Annotated in this window: 15 protein-coding genes; 5 read left to right on the forward strand and 10 right to left on the reverse strand. The window is 72.5% G+C overall.

The annotated features are described in order from the left end of the window. The first annotated feature begins 140 nt into the window (after window positions 1-140). Window positions 141-1805, forward strand: a complete 1665-nt coding sequence (locus PV364_RS29915; protein ID WP_319663547.1) for a hypothetical protein — start codon at window positions 141-143, stop codon at window positions 1803-1805. A gap of 183 nt (window positions 1806-1988) precedes the next feature. Here the strand turns inward: PV364_RS29915 and PV364_RS29920 are convergent, their stop codons facing one another. The 9 genes from PV364_RS29920 to PV364_RS29960 form a co-directional block, all read right to left on the reverse strand. Then, window positions 1989-5426, reverse strand: a complete 3438-nt coding sequence (locus PV364_RS29920) for a phosphodiester glycosidase family protein (RefSeq protein ID WP_319663549.1) — start codon at window positions 5424-5426, stop codon at window positions 1989-1991. Between the two features lie 220 nt (window positions 5427-5646). Beyond that, window positions 5647-7686 (reverse strand): glycosyl hydrolase family 28-related protein, encoded by a 2040-nt coding sequence (locus PV364_RS29925; protein WP_319663550.1) that lies wholly within the window; start codon window positions 7684-7686, stop codon window positions 5647-5649. Window positions 7687-7890: 204 nt separating this feature from the next. Then, window positions 7891-9063 carry a GDSL-type esterase/lipase family protein gene (locus PV364_RS29930; protein ID WP_319663617.1) on the reverse strand — a complete coding sequence of 391 codons (1173 nt, stop codon included), beginning with the start codon at window positions 9061-9063 and terminating at the stop codon, window positions 7891-7893. 96 nt (window positions 9064-9159) lie between these two features. Continuing rightward, window positions 9160-10146: a zinc-binding dehydrogenase gene (locus PV364_RS29935; RefSeq protein ID WP_319663551.1), complete on the reverse strand. Its 987-nt coding sequence runs from the start codon at window positions 10144-10146 to the stop codon at window positions 9160-9162. A 100-nt stretch (window positions 10147-10246) separates the two neighbouring features. Further along, entirely contained in the window at window positions 10247-10672 is a 426-nt protein-coding gene (locus PV364_RS29940; protein WP_319663552.1) for an SHOCT domain-containing protein, read from the reverse strand. Between the two features lie 73 nt (window positions 10673-10745). Then, a complete protein-coding gene (locus tag PV364_RS29945; RefSeq protein ID WP_319663553.1) occupies window positions 10746-11240 on the reverse strand; it encodes a hypothetical protein in 495 nt (164 codons plus the stop codon). Next, window positions 11237-11488: a GNAT family N-acetyltransferase gene (locus PV364_RS29950; RefSeq protein ID WP_319663554.1), complete on the reverse strand. Its 252-nt coding sequence runs from the start codon at window positions 11486-11488 to the stop codon at window positions 11237-11239. Before PV364_RS29950 ends, PV364_RS29945 begins: the two co-directional genes overlap by 4 nt. After that, complete coding sequence (locus PV364_RS29955; RefSeq protein WP_319663556.1) at window positions 11488-11802, reverse strand: hypothetical protein; 315 nt, start codon at window positions 11800-11802, stop codon at window positions 11488-11490. Before PV364_RS29955 ends, PV364_RS29950 begins: the two co-directional genes overlap by 1 nt. An 83-nt stretch (window positions 11803-11885) precedes the next feature. Next, entirely contained in the window at window positions 11886-12461 is a 576-nt protein-coding gene (locus PV364_RS29960; RefSeq protein WP_319663557.1) for a TerD family protein, read from the reverse strand. 134 nt (window positions 12462-12595) lie between these two features. Here PV364_RS29960 and arfB point away from each other — a divergent pair, with 134 nt between their 5' ends. Beyond that, complete coding sequence (gene arfB / locus PV364_RS29965; RefSeq protein WP_319663558.1) at window positions 12596-13039, forward strand: alternative ribosome rescue aminoacyl-tRNA hydrolase ArfB; 444 nt, start codon at window positions 12596-12598, stop codon at window positions 13037-13039. 44 nt (window positions 13040-13083) lie between these two features. Here arfB and PV364_RS29970 read toward each other — a convergent pair whose 3' ends face one another. After that, entirely contained in the window at window positions 13084-13617 is a 534-nt protein-coding gene (locus PV364_RS29970; RefSeq protein WP_401977875.1) for a flavin reductase family protein, read from the reverse strand. A gap of 374 nt (window positions 13618-13991) precedes the next feature. Here PV364_RS29970 and cdgB point away from each other — a divergent pair, with 374 nt between their 5' ends. The 3 genes from cdgB (at window position 13992) to PV364_RS29985 (ending at window position 17752) form a co-directional block, all read left to right on the forward strand. Continuing rightward, window positions 13992-15638: a diguanylate cyclase CdgB gene (cdgB, locus tag PV364_RS29975; protein ID WP_319663559.1), complete on the forward strand. Its 1647-nt coding sequence runs from the start codon at window positions 13992-13994 to the stop codon at window positions 15636-15638. A 123-nt stretch (window positions 15639-15761) separates the two neighbouring features. After that, window positions 15762-16955 (forward strand): sensor histidine kinase, encoded by a 1194-nt coding sequence (locus PV364_RS29980; RefSeq protein ID WP_319663619.1) that lies wholly within the window; start codon window positions 15762-15764, stop codon window positions 16953-16955. 92 nt (window positions 16956-17047) lie between these two features. Continuing rightward, window positions 17048-17752: a response regulator transcription factor gene (locus PV364_RS29985; RefSeq protein WP_319663560.1), complete on the forward strand. Its 705-nt coding sequence runs from the start codon at window positions 17048-17050 to the stop codon at window positions 17750-17752. Window positions 17753-18111: the final 359 nt, after the last annotated feature.

An 18111-nucleotide genomic window follows, 5' to 3' on the forward strand; every position in this document is an offset into this window, starting at 1 on the left:
CCGCGTGGCTGGCTTGCGAACGCGTGCGCTAATGTGCTCGGGCCCGACTTGGACGCGACTGCCGTGACGCCAAGTCCGGCCAGCCGCGCCAGTGTTGCCGCCGGGTGCCGCATCGCATGCCATCTCTGGGGGGAAACGCCTTGCGACGTTCCATCATGTTCTCCGCCGCGATCTCGACGGCGCTCGGTGTGTCGGCCCTCGCGGCCGGCACGCCGGCTCAGGGGGCCACCACCCCCCAGCCGCCCGGGATCGCCGCTTCCGGGGATTACCAGCACCCCGGCATCCTGAACGTCCGCACCTACTCGGCCACCCCGGTCACCGGCATCACCGTCCACTTCTTCCCCCTGCGCAGCCCGGAGGGAACGCAGGAGTCCGGTTCCACCGACGACTTCAGCGTCATTCGGAATTCGGGCGGGAAGACCGCCGACTGGCAGACCGCGGTGCACTTGCCGGAGCACGGTGAGTACCGGATGACCTTCGACCTCACGGACGCCTCCGGTGCCACGTTCACCGGTCTGAGCCGTCCCGTTCTGGTGCTCCACTACCAGACGGCGATGAGGATTCCCGATCTCACCGTCACGCCGACCGCCCCGGACTACTCGCACCAGCGGGTCACGGTCTCCGGCACGCTCCTCGCCGAGCCCCCGGGCAAGCCGGACGCGTCCGTTCCCGCTGCCGGAGAGGAGGTGGCGATCGAAACCGGCCACGCGACGATCTCCGCGACCACCGGCCCGGACGGGCGGTTCACTGCCGACTTCGTCCCCACCGCCCACGACGCCGAGGTGTACGCCCGGCACTTGGTCTCCACCGTCTATCCCGACGCCGTCAATGTGGCGTCGTCGTGGGCGGACGTCACCACGGTGCAGTCGCCCACCAGGGTCTCCGTCAACACGCACACGCTGAACCTCGCCCAGGGCGCGACGGGAACGGTCACCGGCCTCGCCGAGATCCAGACGCCCGAGGGCTGGCGGCCCCTGCCCGGCACACTGCTCGCCTACACGAACGGCTTGAGCGGGACCGAACTCGCGGGCGCCTACACCGACAGCCGCGGCCGGTACACCCTGAAGGTTCCCTCGACCGGTGCCGCCCTCGCCGGCCGGGTGGTGCTGGCCGGTGACGACCAGCCGTTCGCGGCGATGTCGTCCCAGCCGCTGACCGTCCACGTCGCGTTCAAGACCGTGCTCAACGCCAATATCAGCCTCGACGACCGGTCCCGGCTCCACGTCACGGGTTCGCTCAACCTCAAGGACGGCCGCGCGCACTGGCCCGCCAAGCCGGCCGTCGTCCTGGAGTACTCCAAGAACGGCAAGACCGGCTGGAAGGGTGTGGCCACCCTCCCGGTGACCGTCCGCCACAACAAGGCCGGTGTCGCGGAGACCTTCGGCCAGACCCGCACGGCCCCCTCCGACGGGTACTGGCGGGTCCGCTTCGTGGGCAACGCCGATCTCACCTCCGCGCTCACCACGGCCGTTCACCGGCACCGGCTGGCGACCCGGATCGTCGGTTTCAACGCCACGCCCGAACCCGTGCGCAAGGGCGACCACATATGGCTGAACGGCACCGTGCAGGTCCGTAGCGGCACCGGCTGGAAGCCCCGTCGGGACTGGGGGGTGTCCCTGTACTTCAAGCCCCGCGGCGCCAAGAGCTACCGGTACCTGTACCAGATGGGGGTCGACGACAAGGGCCGCTTCGCCATCTGGGAACGGGCGACTCAGGATGGCACGTGGGCGGCGGTCGTCGACGGGACGACCGCGCAGACCTACCTCGTCAGCAACACCGTCTCGGACTACGTCGACGTCCGGTAACGACCCGGCGGCGGCCCCGAGGAGCCGCGAACGCCGACGGGGTGCCCGCGGAGTCCCCGAGCACCCCCGCTGACGACGGAACGCCCCGGACCGTACATCGGTCCGGGGCGTTCCGGGCCCGGGCCCCACGTGGCCTCCTGGGCCTGGTGGGCTGGGGAGGCGGGACCGTGCGCGGTCAGTGGATCACTTGACCGTGACCTGGGCCGTGCCCGTGACGCCGCCGCTGGTCACCGTGATGGTGGCCGTGCCGGCGCGGTGGGCACGCAGGTGGCCGGTGGTGGGGTCCACCTCGGCGACCTTGGTGTTGCTGGAGGACCAGACGTGGGACGCCGGGTCCGCGATGGGCATGCTGAGCGGGGCGATGTTGTCGCCGCCGATCAGGGCACCGGTCGCGGTCAGGGCCGCCTCGTCGTTGCGCTCCATCGGCGCGGTCGGCGCCGTGATGGCGATGGACGCCAGAGCGGGCTCGACGGAGTACTGCAGGTTGCCGTCGGAGCCGACGCGGATCAGGCCGAAGTGGTAGAAGCCACCCTGGTCCGCCGGGGCGTACGCGGGCATGCCCAGGTCCGCGAAGGCGAACTGGGGGATGCCGCCCTGAGCGGTGGTCGCGCTCCGGCCCTCGGGGTCGAGGATCTGCTCGGAGAAGCCGCGGGCGTGGCCGTACATCATGATCACGTGCTGGTTCGGGTGCGACTGCTGGAACCTCTGGACCAGCCGCATGTACATGCGCGCCTCCCAGCGGTCCGTGAACTGGCTGTTCGCGGCCGGGTGGGGGTCGTAGGCGGGCATGTGGGTGACGACCAGCACGTCCTTGGCCGTGGCGTCCGTCAACTGCTGGACGAGCCACGGGTACTGGGCGCCGGTCGGGTCCTGGAACGGGTCCGAGCTCTGCAGACTGCCGTGCGAGTTGTCGGTGACGATCAGCCGCGCCTCGCCCTGGGTGTAGGCGTAGTGCGTGTCACCGAAGGTGTCGCTGTAGTTGCCGTTCTCGGAGTCGGCGCCCTGGGTGATCTCGTGGTTGCCGACGATGTCGCGCTCGGGGACACCGAGGGCGTCCATCTTGGACTTCGCGTACTGCAGGTCGGCGAGCTTGCCGTCATCGGGCATGTCGCCCAGGAACTGGGCGGCGTCCGGGTGGGCCTGCGGGCTCAGGGTGGGCAGTCGCCCGGCGATGGAGTCCATCACGTTGCTGCTGACCGAACCGGGGTCGGAGGCGAGCATGTGCGCGTCGTCACCGGTGAGCAGGGTGGTGCCGCTCTTGGCGAAGTCGTCCGCGTTCTCCTCGAACTTCAGCCAGGACGGGTTGTCCGGGATCGCCTTGTAGTCGGGCACCGTGACCGGACGCGGCGAGTACAGGGCCTGCAGCCCGGAGACGTTGAGCGCGCCGCTGTAGGAGGTGCTCGGGCTGATCGCCAGGAAGTCGATGAAGCTGATCGTCAGCGGGAACTGCATGCCGGCGGGCAGCTGCGCGACCGCCAGGTGCCAGTCCTTCCAGGTGACGAAGGTCGGGTACAGCGTCGTCGACGTGCCGTTGACGTTGATGTACTTCTCTGCGAGCTCGATGCCGTTGCCGTCACCCTTGATCCATACGCCGATGCCGGTGGGGACCTGACCGCCGTTGGTGTCGGTCTTCAGGGTGACGTTGGGCGACAGCACCAGCTGCTTGACGCCGGAACCGGCCGGCATCGAGTAGTCCAGGCGCAGCGAGCCGGTCTCGGTGGAGCCCGGCGGGACGACGCCCGGGTCGGCCGACAGAGTGGCCGGCTTGCCGGTGGTGTTGTTGCTGAGCCGCCAGACGCCCGTGCTGGTCATCGGGTCGATGACCTTGCTGACGCTGCCGACGGCGATCGAGGCGGTGGCGGTCCGGCCGCCGACCTCGGCGGTCACCTCGGCGAGTCCGCCGTTGCCGGCGTCCGCGGTGAACACACCGTGCGCGTCGACGGTGCCGAGCGAGGACGGGGTGACCGTCCACTCGGCCGCGTCGGCGGAGATGTCCGTGGTGCGGCCGCTCTTGACGGTGCCCGTCAGGGTCAGCTGCTGGGTGCCGCCGTTGCCCATGTCGACGGTGTCCGGCGAGAGGGACAGGTCCTTGAGCTCGGCGGCGACCTCCAGCTTCTCGGAGGTGCTGCGGCCGTCGCTGGTGGCGATGACCTCGCCCTCACCGCTGCTGTGCGCGGTGAGCCTGCCGTTCTCGTACGAGGCGAGGGAGGCGGGCTCGACGCGGAGGTCCACGGTGCCGTCGGCCGGGTTCCCGACCTTGTCCGTGGCGTACACCGACAGCGGGATGGTGCTGCCGGGGACGGTGGTGATGCGGTCGCCGCCGTTCACGACGACCTTGTGGGCCTCGGCGGGCTCCTTCTCGGTCGAGTAGAAGAAGATGCCGTTGGCGACCGGGCGCTCGGTGTTGCCGGGCTGGTCGGACGGGGTGTTGACGACGGTGGCCTGCTCGGCGCCGGGGGCGCGGACGGCCATGGTGGTCGAGCCGCCGCCGTCGAAGAGCATCGCGGTGTCCGCCCCGTGGGCGACCATGTAGCCAGCCGCCTGCTCCGGGGTCACGCCGAAGGCGCGGGTGGCGCCGCCCTGGCCGTCGACCGCGACGACGATGGCGTGCCTGCCGTCCTCGGTGATGCCGACGGCGGTCTCCGGGTTGGCGCCGCTCGGCGGGGTGCCGGTCGGGTCCTTGTAGACCTTGCCGTCCTTCACCAGCGTGGTCACGCCGCTGACCAGCTGCGTGACATCGTTGTCCGGGGACAGTCGCGTGGTGATGCCGACCGTGTCACCGGTGTGCAGGTTCGCCGACAGCCAGGTGCCGCCGCCGAGCAGGCCCAGCTGGTCCTTGCCGAGCTGTGGCAGGGAGGTGACGGCGCTGCTGACGCTGTCGACGGTGAAGCCACCGGCGGTCGCGTGGCCGAGCACCAGGGTGCCGCCGGTCAGGCCGGTGGCGGCGCCGAGGTCGGGGGTGACCTCGGTGATGCCGCCGGTCGTGAGGTCGCCCACGGTGTTGACCGAGGTGAGCGCGCGGGTGGCGGCACCGTCGGTGATCGTCCCGGAGAAGGTCTCCGGGCCCATCACCATCGAGCCGTCGGGGCGGATGCCCAGCTGGGAGGCGAAGCCCGGCTTGGGGCTCTTCAGCATCCGGCCGTCGGCCACCACGCCGCCGAGCGGACGGCCGCTCGCGTGGATCTCGAAGTAGTCGCCGTTGACGCCGGCCACCGCGTGGGTGCGGTTCGCCATCGACGAGACCGTCTCGTCCGCCGGGTCGGTGACGGTGTCACCCGCCTCGACGACGCCGACCCGGAGGTTCGGGTCGCCGAGGTCGGCGCTCAGCACCTGGACCTGCTGGCGCCCGCCCACGGTGTCGTAGGTCTCGCTGTAGTGCTCCAGACCCTGGGTCACCGTCTCGCTCGGGGTGCGGCTGTAGTCCACCACGAGCGGCCAGTTCTCCGGCGTCTGCGGCAGCCAGTCCTGGCCGGCGGCCCGGTCCGGCGCGGCCCCGTCCCCGGACGTTCCGGAGGCGGTGGCGGCGCCGGTGACCGAACCGGCCAGTGCCAGCGTCAGCGCGGTCACCACCGCGGTGCGGCGTGCGCCGGCTCCCACGGATCTCTTCCCGCGAAGTGTCATTGCGTGTGTCCTTATGAAGATCCTGCCGGTCGAACACCGGCTCGGAGTACACACGACACCCGGATGGCGAAGGAGAGATGGCCGCTTGCGGGTTTTCAGGTGACCCACAGAAGTGGCATGTCTATGGATTCGGTCAAATATCGGCCGGATCGAAGCGTGCGGGCGCCCCCGTACCACACGGTGCGGTACGAGGGCGCCGGTCCGTGACGGGGGGCCGGGTCTACCAGGTGGAGGGCGCCGGCGGGACGACCACCGGCGGGCGGTCGTCGCAGGTGATGGTGTTGGGCAGCTCCCAGGAGGCGAGCCAGGGCCCGGTCGTTCCGCCGCCGTCGTTGCCGCCGAGGTCGCCGAGCGAGAACTCCGAACCGGTGGCCGGGAAGTTGAACGAACCGCAGTTGTTCACCCCGACCGCGCCCACGTTGCGGGCGTCGACGTTCTCGAAGGACGCGGAGCCCGCGGCCCGCGCGCTCACCACAGAGGTGCCGGTGCCGTCGACCCGGATGTCCTTGAAGTGCACGTTGCTGATGGAATAGGCGTCCTTCACCGGGAAGTCGGAGACCAGCATGATCGCGTTGTAGGTGTTGTCGAGGAAGTGGTCGCCGGTCACGCGGATGTCGGCGTCGATGGTCTTCTCCAGCGCGTAGAACCAGATCGCCCCGAGCCCGATGTTCCAGTTCAGCTCGTAAGTGCCCGCCCGCACCGTGGTGTTGTCGGTGATCCACAGATGCCCGGCGAACGGCTGGGCGCCGAAGCGGGAACCCACCTGCAGGGCGCTGCCCTCGCGGATCGGGTCGGCGATCAGGTTGCCGGAGACCGTGTTGTCCGTGCCGCCGTAGACGGCGATGCCGTTGGCGAGCACGGGGGTCTGCACCGTGTTGTGGTCGAAGGTGTTGCGGGCGTTCGCGGTCTTCTCCGACCACATGGCCAGCCCGTCGTCGCCGGAGTTGCGGACGAAGTTGTCGCTGACCACCGAATCGGTCACGCCGGTGTGGAAGTTGAGGCCGTCGGCGATCTGGTCGGTGATCACGTTGCCGGTGATCCGCAGGTTCGACATCGGGCCGTCGAACCACATGCCCACCTTGGTGTGGTGGATGTACAGGTCCTTGATCGTGGAGTCGGACAGCGCCCCGCCGATGCCGTTCACCTGGTCGGTGTCGATGCGCTCACGGACGTCGCCCTCGATCGCGAAGCCCGACAGGTGGACGTCGTGGCTGCCGCCGGCGGAGGCGTCCTTGCCGTAGAAGCCGACCCCGGTGTGCACCGAACCGTCCGGCGCCGGGGTGCCGAGGGCCACCTCCTTGCCCTTGATGACGGTCCACCAGTTGCCGGCGCCCTCGATCGTCACGTCGTCCACGACGATGTGACGGTTGACCTGGTACGTGCCCGGCGGGATGTACACCTTCAGGTGTGCACGCCGCGCGAAGGCGATGGCCTTGTCGATGGCGCCCGCGGAGTCCCGGCGCCCGGTCGGGTCGGCGCCGAAGGCGAGCACGTTCGCGGCGACGAGGGCGACCCGTGGGGCGGCCACCAGTTCCGTGTCCAGCAGGTCGATCGTGGTCGTCACGGCGCCGGCCCTGGCGGGGACGGTGAGCCTGATCTTCTCGCCCGCCTTGTACGTCCGGCCCAGCGGCAGCCGCTGCTCGTCGTAGAAGTGGTTCGGCCGGAACGGCTTGTCGATCACCGGCGCCGGGGTGGTGGCGTTCGGTACGCAGCCGCACTCGGTGATCCACCAGTCGTCGTGCAGGAGGCCGGCCCGGGGGTCGTTGGAGAACGGGTACTGGTTGTAGAGCCAGGCGTACTGCGAGGTGAGCGTCATGGTCCGGCGGCCCTGCCCGCCGGCCGTCACGTCGAGCGGCGCGGTGATGCCGCCGCCGCCCGGCGCGTCCGGGATGCTGTACCGCACGGTGATCGCGTTGGCGGCGCTGGGCAGCGTGAACTCCACGTACTGGCCGCGCTGCAGGGTCACCGCCTTCCGCCCGGACGCCTCCGCGGGGAGGGAGTACGCGCTGCGGCCGGGGCCGATGACCGTGCCGTTCGTCGCGGCGTTCTCCGCCTCCTGCTCGGCGAACCCCGGGTCGGCGCCGCGTCCGGCGACCAGCGCCGGATCCAGTGCCGCCCGCGTCACCACCGGGCCGGCGGCCTTCGCCGCGGCGGTGCCCGCCTGCGCGGTCCCGCCGAGGCCGAGCCCGATCCCGGCCGCCGCCGCGACCACTGCGACCGTTCTTCGCCAGGTGTTCCTGCTCCTGCTGCTCCCTGCCATCCCCAGCTCGTTTCTCTCGTAGGCGCGACCGCCCTGGACGTGCGAGGCGGAGCGGACGTCGTGAGGTGAGGCGACAGTAAGGACCCGGCGGACGGCTCCACAAGGCTCCTGCGCGATGTTTTCGGCCCACTGATGGTGAAGTGCGGACCCCTGTTCATTTCTTGCGCGGCTTACGTGAATCGTTGCGCACGGGCAGGGGCCGGCTCAGCGGCCGCAGAAGGGCCCACCGGCGCCGAAGGCGAGGGCGGCGAAGCGGTGTCCCATGCGCCGGTAGCCGGCCGCGTTGGGGTGCAGGGCGTCCGGCAGGTCGGCCACGTCGTCCGGGCCGAACAGCTCACGGCCGTCCAGGTAGTGGAGCCGGCGGTCGCCCGCGGCGGCCCGTTCGGCGACGATGCGGGCCAGCTCCGCCCGGATGACGGTCAGGGTCAGCGCGCCCCCGGGCACGTCGCCGGGATCGCCGAGCGCGACGACGGACGGGACGGCGGCGGAGACGCCGGGCGCGGTCGGCCCCGGGGTGGTCTCCACCGCGGGGCAGCTGATGGGGGAGACCACCAGCAGAGGGGTGCCGGGGTGGCCCTCGCGGACGGTGTCCAGGAAGCCGTGCACCGCGGGCCCGAACGAACGCAGCCGGAAGGCGGCCTGGTTGACGATGTTGATGCCCAGCTTGAGGCTGATCAGGTCGGCCGGCAGGTCCCGGATCGTGCGGGCGACGTACGGGTCGAGCATGGCGTTGCCGCCGAGGCCCAGGTTCACCACCTCGGCGCCGGCGAGGCTGGCGGCCAGGGCCGGCCAGGTGCCGGTGGGGGAGTCGGCGGTGGCGCAGTGGCTGATGGAGCTGCCGTGGTGGACCCAGCGCGGGCGCCCGGTCGGCCGGGGCGGCAGCACCTCGGCGTCGGCCCGGAGCCCGACCACTTCGGTACGGGTCTGCTGGGGCAGCCACAGTTCGAGGTCCTTCTCGCCCTCCGGCAGCCCCTCGAAGCGCACCCGGCCGGGCACCCCCCGCTGCCGGCGCGCGGGCGGCGCGAAGAGGTCCGGCTTGTGCAGGACGTGACCGCACGGGGCGGGCCGCGTCGCCGCGTACACGCCGTCCACGGTCAGGTCGACCGCCCCCGCGGGCAGCGGCTCCGGACTCCCGTCGAGCTGCACCACCGAGGTCAGTAGCTCCAGTTCGACGGCACGGGCCGCGGTGCGGAACGCCAGCCGCACCCCGGACGGCAGCGCGGTGACCTCGTCCATGAAGGCGTCCGGGTACTGCGGGCGAGTCCAGGCGGGCAGGCGGCGCGGCAGCAGGCCGGCCTCCGTGCGCTCCAGGTCGAGGGCGCCCCGGAACTCCACGGGCCCGCCGTCGAGCGGGATCTCCCGGAGGGCGCGCAGCACGGTTGTCACGTTTTCTCCCTGCCCGCGACCTGTACCCGGTACACGGGGGCCCGGCGGACGGCGGGTCGCCGGGCACCCGTGTACCGGGTTGGTTGGTCAGGGGATCAGGACGACCTTGCCCGCGGTGCCCCGGCTCTCCAGCGCGGTGTGGGCCGCCGCCGCGTCCGCGAGCGGGAAGCGGTGGACCGCCGGCCGCAGGCGTCCGGCCGCCGCCTCGGCCAGGGCCGCCTCCTCCAGGGCGCGCAGGCCGCCGGGGCCGCCGGCCCGTGCCATGGCCGGGCCGAGGACGACCGCGGAGGTGATGCCGCGTACGGCCCGTTCCTCGTCTGACAGGTCCAGTGCCCCGCCGGAGGCCCACCCGTAGACCACGTGCCGCCCGCCCCGGCCGAGCAGGTCCACCGCCCCGCGCCCGAGGTCCCCGGAGACCGCGTCGAAGACGACGGTGGCGGCCCGCCCGTCCAGGGCGGCCCGGGCGGCGGCCGTCCAGCCGTCGGCCGTGTAGTCGACGGCCGCGTCGGCGCCGAGCTCCCGTACCCGTGCGGCCTTCGCCGGACCGCCGGCGAGGCCGAGCACGGTGGCCCCGGCGTTCCGGGCGGCCTGGACGAGCAGGGTGCCGATGCCGCCGGCCGCCGCGGTCACCACGGCGACGTCGGCGGGGCCGACCGGGGCCTGGCGCAGGATGCCCATCGCCGTACGGCCGGTGCCGACCATGGCGACGGCCTCGGCGAAGCCCAGCCCGTCCGGCAGCACGTGGGGCGTGCCGACGGAGGTCACGGCGCGTTCGGCGTAGCCGCCGGGCACCATGCCCAGGTGGGCGACGACACGCCGGCCGAGCCACTCGCGGCCGACGCCCTCCCCGACGCCGTCGACGGTGCCGGCGACCTCGCGGCCGGGGACCGTCGGCAGGGCGGGCAGCGGGTACGGGCCGTCGAAGTCGCCCGAGCGCAGCGCGGTGTCGATCATGTGAACCCCGGCGGCGGCGACCGCGATCCGCACCTGACCGGGGCCGGGCTCGGGGTCCTCGGTCGTCTCGTACCTCAGGTTGGCGGCCGGGCCGAACGCGTGGAGAACGATGGCGTGCACGAGGTGCCCCCTACGGAGATGCGCGGAAACGTGAGCGGGCGGCCGGACCGGGTCCGCACCGCCCACTGTTCGTCCTCAACCGGGGTTGAGGTCAACCGCGTCACGCCAGGATCTTCGCCTTGGCCTTCTGGTACTCCTCCTCGCTGATGTGGCCGTTGCTCTTGAGGTCGGCGAGCTTGGCGAGCTGGTCGACCGGGCTCCCGGCCGCGCCGTGCGCACCCGCGGCCGCCGCCCCGGAACCGCTCCCGGCGGCGTCGCGGACGTACTGCTTGAAGGCGGCGTCCGCCTCCTTGACCTGCTTCTGGTCCCTTTCGGCCATGCTCTTGCCGCGGGCGATCACGTAGACCAGCACGCCGAGGAAGGGCAGGAAGATGAGGACGATGATCCAGCCGGCCTTGGCCCACCCGTTCAGCGAGTGGTCACGGAAGAGGTCGCCGATGATCCGGAAGAGCAGGAAGAACCACAGCACCCAGCAGAAGATCAGGAGCATGGTCCAGAACAGGTTCAGCAACGGGTAGTCGTCCATGCCCCCAAGTGGACGGCGGCCAAATGGGCCCCGCACGCCGGACGGGGCCGTCCGGGCGATACCGCCGTCCGGGTCACACGCGGGGGAAGCGGGCCTGCAGGTCCCAGATCGCCGGGTTGGCGTCCAGGCCGTCGTGCAGGTCGGTGAGGTCGGCGATCAGGTCGTGCAGGAAGTCGCGGGCCTCGCGGCGCAGCTCCGTGTGGGCGAAGGCCAGCGGCGGCTCGTCCGGCGCCCAGTCGGCGGTGACGTCCACCCAGCCGAAACGGCGCTCGAAGCGCAGGCGGTCGGTGGACTCGGTGAAGTCCAGCTCCGCGCGCTGGGGGCGGGCCGCGCGGCCGCCGAGCGGGTCGCGGTCCAGGTGCTCGACGATGGCGCACAGCGCCCACGCGAAGTCCAGGACCGGTACCCATCCCCAGGCTGTGGACAGTTCGCGGTCGGCCTTGACGTCCGCCAGGTAGACGTCCCCGCAGAACAGGTCGTGGCGCAGCGCCCGCACGTCCGCGGTGCGGTAGTCGGTCTGCGGGGGGTCGGGGAAGCGGCGGGAGAGCGAGTAGCCGAGGTCGATCACCCGCCGATGGTACGTGGCGTCCCCGGCGGCAGATCCTTGTGCAGGACGGCGCAGGGGCGGCCCATCTGGCGGTCCTCGCGGTGGTCCACGACCCGGTAGCCGAGCGCGGTCCAGAACGCGAGCGCTCCGGGGTTGCCGTCGAGCACCGCCAGGCGCACGCCGTCCCGCCCGGCGGCCCGCAGCCGCGCCTCGACGCGTCCGGCGAGCTCCCGGCCCAGCCCCGCCCGCTGCCGCCCGCCGTGCACCATCAGCAGGCCGATCCAGGGGTACGGATCGAGGGGTCCGGGTGCTCGGCCAGGGTGACGGCGATGCCGGCCAGGCTGCCGTCGGCGCTGTCGCGGGTGAGCAGCACCTCCACGGCGGGGTGCGTCAGTTCGGCGTTGAGGGCCGAGGCGACCTGCTCCGGGGTGACGCGGTCGGGGTCAGGGAAGTCCCCGGTCACCCGGTGGAAGGCGGCGTTGGAGGCGTACAGCGCCGTCAGCTCGCCCAGCAGACCGGGCGGCAGGGCGCCGTCCCGCGGGACCAGGACTTCGAGGGGGCCGAGGGACTCGAACAGGGGCATGCCCCGCACGCTCGTCGCGTGCGGGGCACGGGGCGCCCGAATTGACGGGCGGCTCGGGAGCCCGCGGCTCGGGAGCCTGCCGCTCAGAGACCGACGCCGAAGTCGGTGGCGATACCGGCCAGGCCCGAGGCGTAGCCCTGGCCGACGGCGCGGAACTTCCACTCGGCACCGCTGCGGTAGAGCTCGCCGAAGACCATGGCGGTCTCGGTGGCCGCGTCCTCGCTCAGGTCGTAGCGGGCGATCTCGGTGCCGCCCGCCTGGTTGACGATGCGGATGTAGGCGTTGCGGACCTGGCCGAAGTTCTGGGTGCGCGTCTCGGCGTCGTAGATGGAGACGGGGAAGACGATGCGGTCGACGTCGGCCGGCAGCCCGGCCAGGTTGACGTTGATCGCCTCGTCGTCGCCCACGCCCTCGCCGGTGCGGTTGTCGCCGGTGTGGACGATGGTCTGGTCGGGCGTCTGCTTGTTGTTGAAGAAGACGAAGTGGCCCTCGGAGTAGACCTTGCCGCTCGGGTTGAGGGCGATCGCGCTCGCGTCGAGGTCGAAGTCGGTTCCGGTGGTCGTGCGGACGTCCCAGCCCAGGCCGACCGTGACGGCCGTCAGGCCCGGAGCTTCCTTGGTGAGCGAGACGTTGCCGCCCTTGGACAGGCTTACAGCCATGGGAGTCCCCTCCGTGATGTCGGTCGTACGTGCCGACGATGACGCTACCTTCACAGGGGTGAACGCGGTCAGGGGCGCGCACGGTTCCTTGACGGCGCGAAAACCCTGTGACGTGGGCGCCCCCGGCCGGGATCATGGGGGGCATGTCCGGATCGCTGCCGCTCGTCGTCCGCGGCTCGGTCTCCGTCCCGGAGGCCGAGCTCCAGTGGCGTTTCTCCAGGTCGTCCGGGCCGGGCGGCCAGCATGTGAACACCTCCGACAGCCAGGTGGAGCTGCGCTTCGACCTGGCCGCCACGGAGTGCCTGCCGCCGGTGTGGAAGGAACGAGCCCTGGAGCGCCTCGCGTCCCGCCTGGTGGGCGGTGTGGTGGTGGTACGGGCCTCGGAGCACCGCTCGCAGTGGCGGAACCGGGAGACGGCGCTGACGCGTCTCGCGGCGCTGCTCGCGGAGGCCACCGCGCCGCCGCCGAGGGTGCGCCGGCCGACGAAGATCCCGCGCGGGATCAACGAGCGGCGACTGCGGGAGAAGAAGCAGCGCGGCGAGACCAAGCGCGGGCGCGACCCGCGGGGCTGGAACTGAGCCGTGCGGGCCGGGTGGCACCGGGCCCGTGCGGGGCGCCGGCGTCAGCTCAGGTGCCGGTAGCGGCCGCGGAAGTACACCAGGGGCGCCCCGTCGGCGCTGGGCGTGCGGGCGGTCAGCACCCGTCCGACGACCAGGGTGTGGTCGCCCGCCGTCACGCGCTGCTCGGTCTCGCACTCCAGGACCGCCAGGCCGCCGCCGAGGACGGGGGCGCCGGACGCCTCGCCGCGGTAGTAGGCCACGTCCTCGAACAGCAGGCGGTCGCTGATGCGGCCGCGCATCGCGAAGCGCCCGGCGATGTGCCGCTGGCTCTCGCTGAGCAGGGAGACGGCCCACCGCGGGCAGCGCTCCAGCACGTCGTCCATCCGGGAGTCCTCGCGCAGGCTCACCAGCACCATGGGCGGGTCCAGGGAGACCGAGATGAAGGCGGTCGCGGTCATGCCGACGTCCTCGCCGTTCGGGCCGTCCTCGGGGTCGTGGGCGGTCACGAGGACGACACCCGCGGCGAGTCGGCTCAGGGCGGCGCGGAAGGCTTCGCCGTCCACGACCGGGAGCTCTGGCTCAGGACCGTCGGGCACGGTCCCAGGATGCGGGATGCGGGGCGGGGAGGTGGTTGACTGTGGCACGCCACGACGCTAGCCGTACCGGCGCCGCACCCGCATCGGACTTCGGATCGAGCCTGGTCCTAGGACCTCCCCCCGCACCCCGGTTCCGCTGTCCTACCCCCGCTCACCTGGCCGCTTGTGTTCAATGGGTGAAGGCAATCCCCTGGCGAGCCCTACGCTGCGTGATCGGAACACGACAATCACCTGTGACTTGAGTCACAGGTGGCATGAATTGTTGACCCTGTGTACCGGTCGTGGTGCTCGCTGTGATTCAGTTGCGGTGGGAATCGGACCACAACGGACCACAAGCAGTCTCAGGAGTTGTCGTCGAGGGCCCGGGAGAGCGCATGGACACCGAGTCGGAGCCGTATGTCCGTCTCGCGACCCTGCGCCAGGTGCACCAGGTGGTGGCGGACCTCAACACCGGGCGCAGCCTCGCCGACACCCTGCAGGCGGTCGCCGACGGGGTGGTCAAGGGCCTGGGCTTCGAGCTGGCCGTGGTCAACCTGGTCCGCCCGGACGGCGACCTGGTGGTCGCCGCCGTCGCGGGAAGCGCCGCCGCCGAGGCCCTGATGGCCGGACGCGTGGGCTCGCGCGCCTCCTGGGAGCGCCGGCTGACCATGGGCGAGCGCTGGGGCAACCTGCGCTTCATACCCCACCACGAGGGCTGGGTGCTGGACGGTGACGACGTCCCCGGCTGGCCGGGCGACGGACCGCTGCCCCGCTTCCCCGACGAGTGGCATCCCGAGGACCGGCTGATCGCCCCGATGTACGCCAACCCCTCCGGGGCCGGCGAACTGATCGGCGTGATCTCCGTGGACCGCCCGGTCGGCGGCCGCCGTCCCGGCCCCTGGGGCCGCGAGGCGCTGCAGATGTACGCCTTCCAGGCCGCCATCGCGATCAGCAACGCGCGTCTACGGGCAAATATGCAGCGCGCGCTGGTCCGTCTGGAACGCGAGCAGCAGGCGCTGCGGGCCAGCGAGGAGAGCTTCCGGCAGGCCTTCGAGTACGCCCCCAGCGGCATGGCCATCGCCGAGATGGGCGGGGACCAGCACGGCAAGCTGGTGCGGACCAACGACGCGCTGTGCCGGCTGCTCGGGCGTCCCGCGGCCCTGCTGCGCCGCCACTCCTTCTCCGACCTGGTCCACCCCGAGGACGTCGGCGTCCTGCTGCGCACCAGCGCCGAGGGCGGCCGCGCCGAACTGCGGCTGCAGCGCCGCGACGGCTCCTACCTGTGGGTGAGCCTGCGCAACTCCGTCGTCGCCGACACCGCCGACGGACCCCGCTTCCTGCTCACCCACGTCGAGGACATCGAGGAGCGCAAGGGCCGCGAACTGGCCCTCGCCCACCGCGCCAGCCACGACTCGCTCACCGGCCTGCCCAACAGCGCCGAACTGCGCGCCCGGCTGTCCGGACGCATCTGCTCCCGGCCGCAGGCCCCGGACGCCGACGGCCACACCGCGGCGGACGCGGGCGGCGACGAGTTCGCGTACAGCTACGGCTTCGACCCGATCGAGGGCGGCGTGCCCCCGCTGGCCGGCTACGACCACCACACGCACACCCTCCCGCCCGCCGACGACCCCGAGGGCGGCAAGGGCCTCGCGGTGCTCTTCTGCGACCTGGACGGCTTCAAGTCGATCAACGACCGGTTCGGCCACCACACCGGCGACGCGGTCCTCATCGAGGTCGCCCGCCGGCTCACCAGCGCCGTGCGGGACGGTGACACCGTTGCCAGACTCGGCGGCGACGAGTTCGTCGTCCTCGCCGACGGCCTGGGCCGCGAGGACGCCGAGGACCTCGCCGTGCGGCTGCGGAACGCGATCATCCCCCCGATCCGCTTCGAGGGGCGCGCGGTCCGGGTCGGGGCGAGCTTCGGCATCGGCTGGGCGGGCTGCGGCATGACCGCCGACGAGGTGCTGCACTCCGCCGACCAGCGCATGTACATCGAGAAGCGCTCCCGCAACGGCACGCGCAGCCACCGCCGCGCGGGCTGAACGGCCGCGTCCACCGCCCCCGGCTCGTCCTCCGGAACAGGGCCCACGTCCAACCTGCGGAGTACCCGGGATCGCTCTGCCGGTTGACTCCCGCACGCATCCACCGTGCCTACGCTGGGTTACGTGCAGCGCCTCTACGACTTCCTCCGCCGGCACCCGACCTGGGTCGACACCTTCTGGGCCGTCGCCCTGCTCGGGCTGTCGTGCCTGTGGATGGCGACGGGGGACCTCGGCACGGACTCGCGGGCGACGGCCGCCGCGCTGTGCGTGGCGCTGTCCCTGGTGGTGGCGCTGCGCCGCAGGGCGCCGGAGCGGATGCTGCTGGTGGCGATCGCGGTCGGCGTCCTGCAGCTGGTCGCCGACGTCCGGATCAATCCCGGCGACTTCGCCCTGCTCGTGATCATCTACACCGTCGCCGCGAACGGCGCCCTGTGGGCCTCCCGGCTGGCGCTCGTCGGCGGCCTGCTGGCCTCCCCCATAGCGTCGGTGCGCTGGCCCAGCGCGCAGCAGAGCGGCTGGAGCCAGGTCGTCGGGGCGTTCTTCCTGGCCATCCCCTTCGCCCTGGCCTGGGTCATCGGCGACAGCCTGCGCACCCGCCGCGCCTACTACGCGGAGCTGGAGGAGCGGGCGGCCCGCCTCCAGCGCGAACGCGAGGCCCAGTCGAAGGCCGCGGTGGCGGCCGAGCGCGCCCGGATCGCCCGCGAGCTGCACGATGTCGTCGCGCACAACGTGTCGGTCATGGTGGTCCAGGCCGACGGCGCCGCCTATGTGCTGGACGCCTCGCCCGAGCAGGCCAAGCAGGCCCTGGAGACCATCTCCAGCACCGGCCGCCAGGCGCTCACCGAGATGCGCCGGCTGCTGGGCCTGCTGCGCGCCGGGGACGCCGTCGGCGGGGAGTACGTGCCGCAGCCCGGCGTCGACCAGCTCGGCGACCTCATCGAGCAGGTGCGCGGCGCGGGGCTGCCGGTGGTCTTCGAGGTGGAGGGCGACTCCCGCCCGCTGGCCAGCGGCGTGGAGCTCACCGCGTACCGGATCGTCCAGGAGGCCCTGACCAACACCCGCAAGCACGGCGGCCCCGACGTGCGGGCCAATGTGCGGCTCACCTTCCGCGACAGCGAACTGGCCCTGCTGATCGAGGACGACGGGCGCGGCGCCCAGCAGGACCTGTACGAGTCGGGCGGCGAGGACGGGCAGGGCCAGGGCCTGATCGGCATGCGTGAGCGGGTCGGCATGGTCGCCGGCACCCTCGACGCCGGCCCGCGGCCCGGCGGCGGCTTCCGGATCAGCGCCGTGCTGCCCGTGAAGGCCGCGCGGTAGCGGCGATGTGACCGACGTGACGCCGTGCCGGGAACGGCCGGCACGGACCGGACAGCGCACGACCAGACACAGGGAAAGAGGCACCGGTACCCATGGCGATCCGCGTGATGCTCGTCGACGACCAGGTGCTGCTGCGCACCGGCTTCCGCATGGTGCTGCAGGCGCAGCCGGACATGGAGGTCGTCGCCGAGGCGGGCGACGGCGCGGAGGCGGTGGAGACGCTGCGCACCGCCGCGGTGGACGTCGTGCTGATGGACGTCCGCATGCCGAAGCTCGACGGGGTGGAGGCGACCCGGCTGATCTGCGCGGCCCCGGACGGCACCGGGGCCCGCGGCCGGGAGCCCGGCGACGGCCCCCGGGTGCTGATCCTGACCACCTTCGACCTCGACGAGTACGCCTTCTCCGCGCTCAAGGCGGGCGCCAGCGGCTTCATGCTCAAGGACGTCCCGCCGGACGAGCTGCTGGCCGCCATCCGCGCCGTCCACAGCGGCGACGCGGTCGTGGCGCCCAGCACCACCCGCCGGCTGCTGGACCGCTTCACGCCCCTGCTGCCGAGCGTGTCCCAGCCCAGCCACAAGGAGCTGGACCGGCTGACCGACCGCGAGCGGGAGGTGCTGCTGCTGGTCGCCCAGGGCCTGTCCAACGGGGAGATCGCCGCGAAACTGGTGCTGAGCGAGGCGACCGTGAAGACCCACGTCGGCCGCATCCTCACCAAGCTCGGCCTGCGCGACCGCGTCCAGGCCGTGGTGCTGGCCTACGAGACCGGCCTCGTCCGGGCCGGCGGCGGCGCGGCCTAGCCGGGCCTGTACGTCGCCGTCGAGGACGGTGGCCGGTTCCAGAGGACCGTGCCGGGCGGCACGGCGGTTCGACGAGCGGCCACATCGTTGGGCAAAGACGCGGGGTGATGAGACGCGGCACCGGCGCGCACCGACCGCGCCCTCGCGCGTACGAACGGCTGGGGCCCCGCGGCCGCGCGGGAGTCCGTGGGCGGGCTCGTGGCACTGCCGGCCGACCGCGCGGTCACCGGGGGACACCCCAGACCGTTCCGGGGGCCTTGGCGGACGTCGAGCGTCGTCCCGGCGACGCGGAGTCGCGGGTCGCCGGGCTCGACGGCGAGCACGCCGCGGCGGCCGTCGCCGGGTTCCCGGGCGGGCGG

This window comes from Streptomyces sp. MI02-7b (assembly GCF_033793585.1).
In the GTDB taxonomy this organism is placed as follows: Bacteria; Actinomycetota; Actinomycetes; order Streptomycetales; family Streptomycetaceae; genus Actinacidiphila.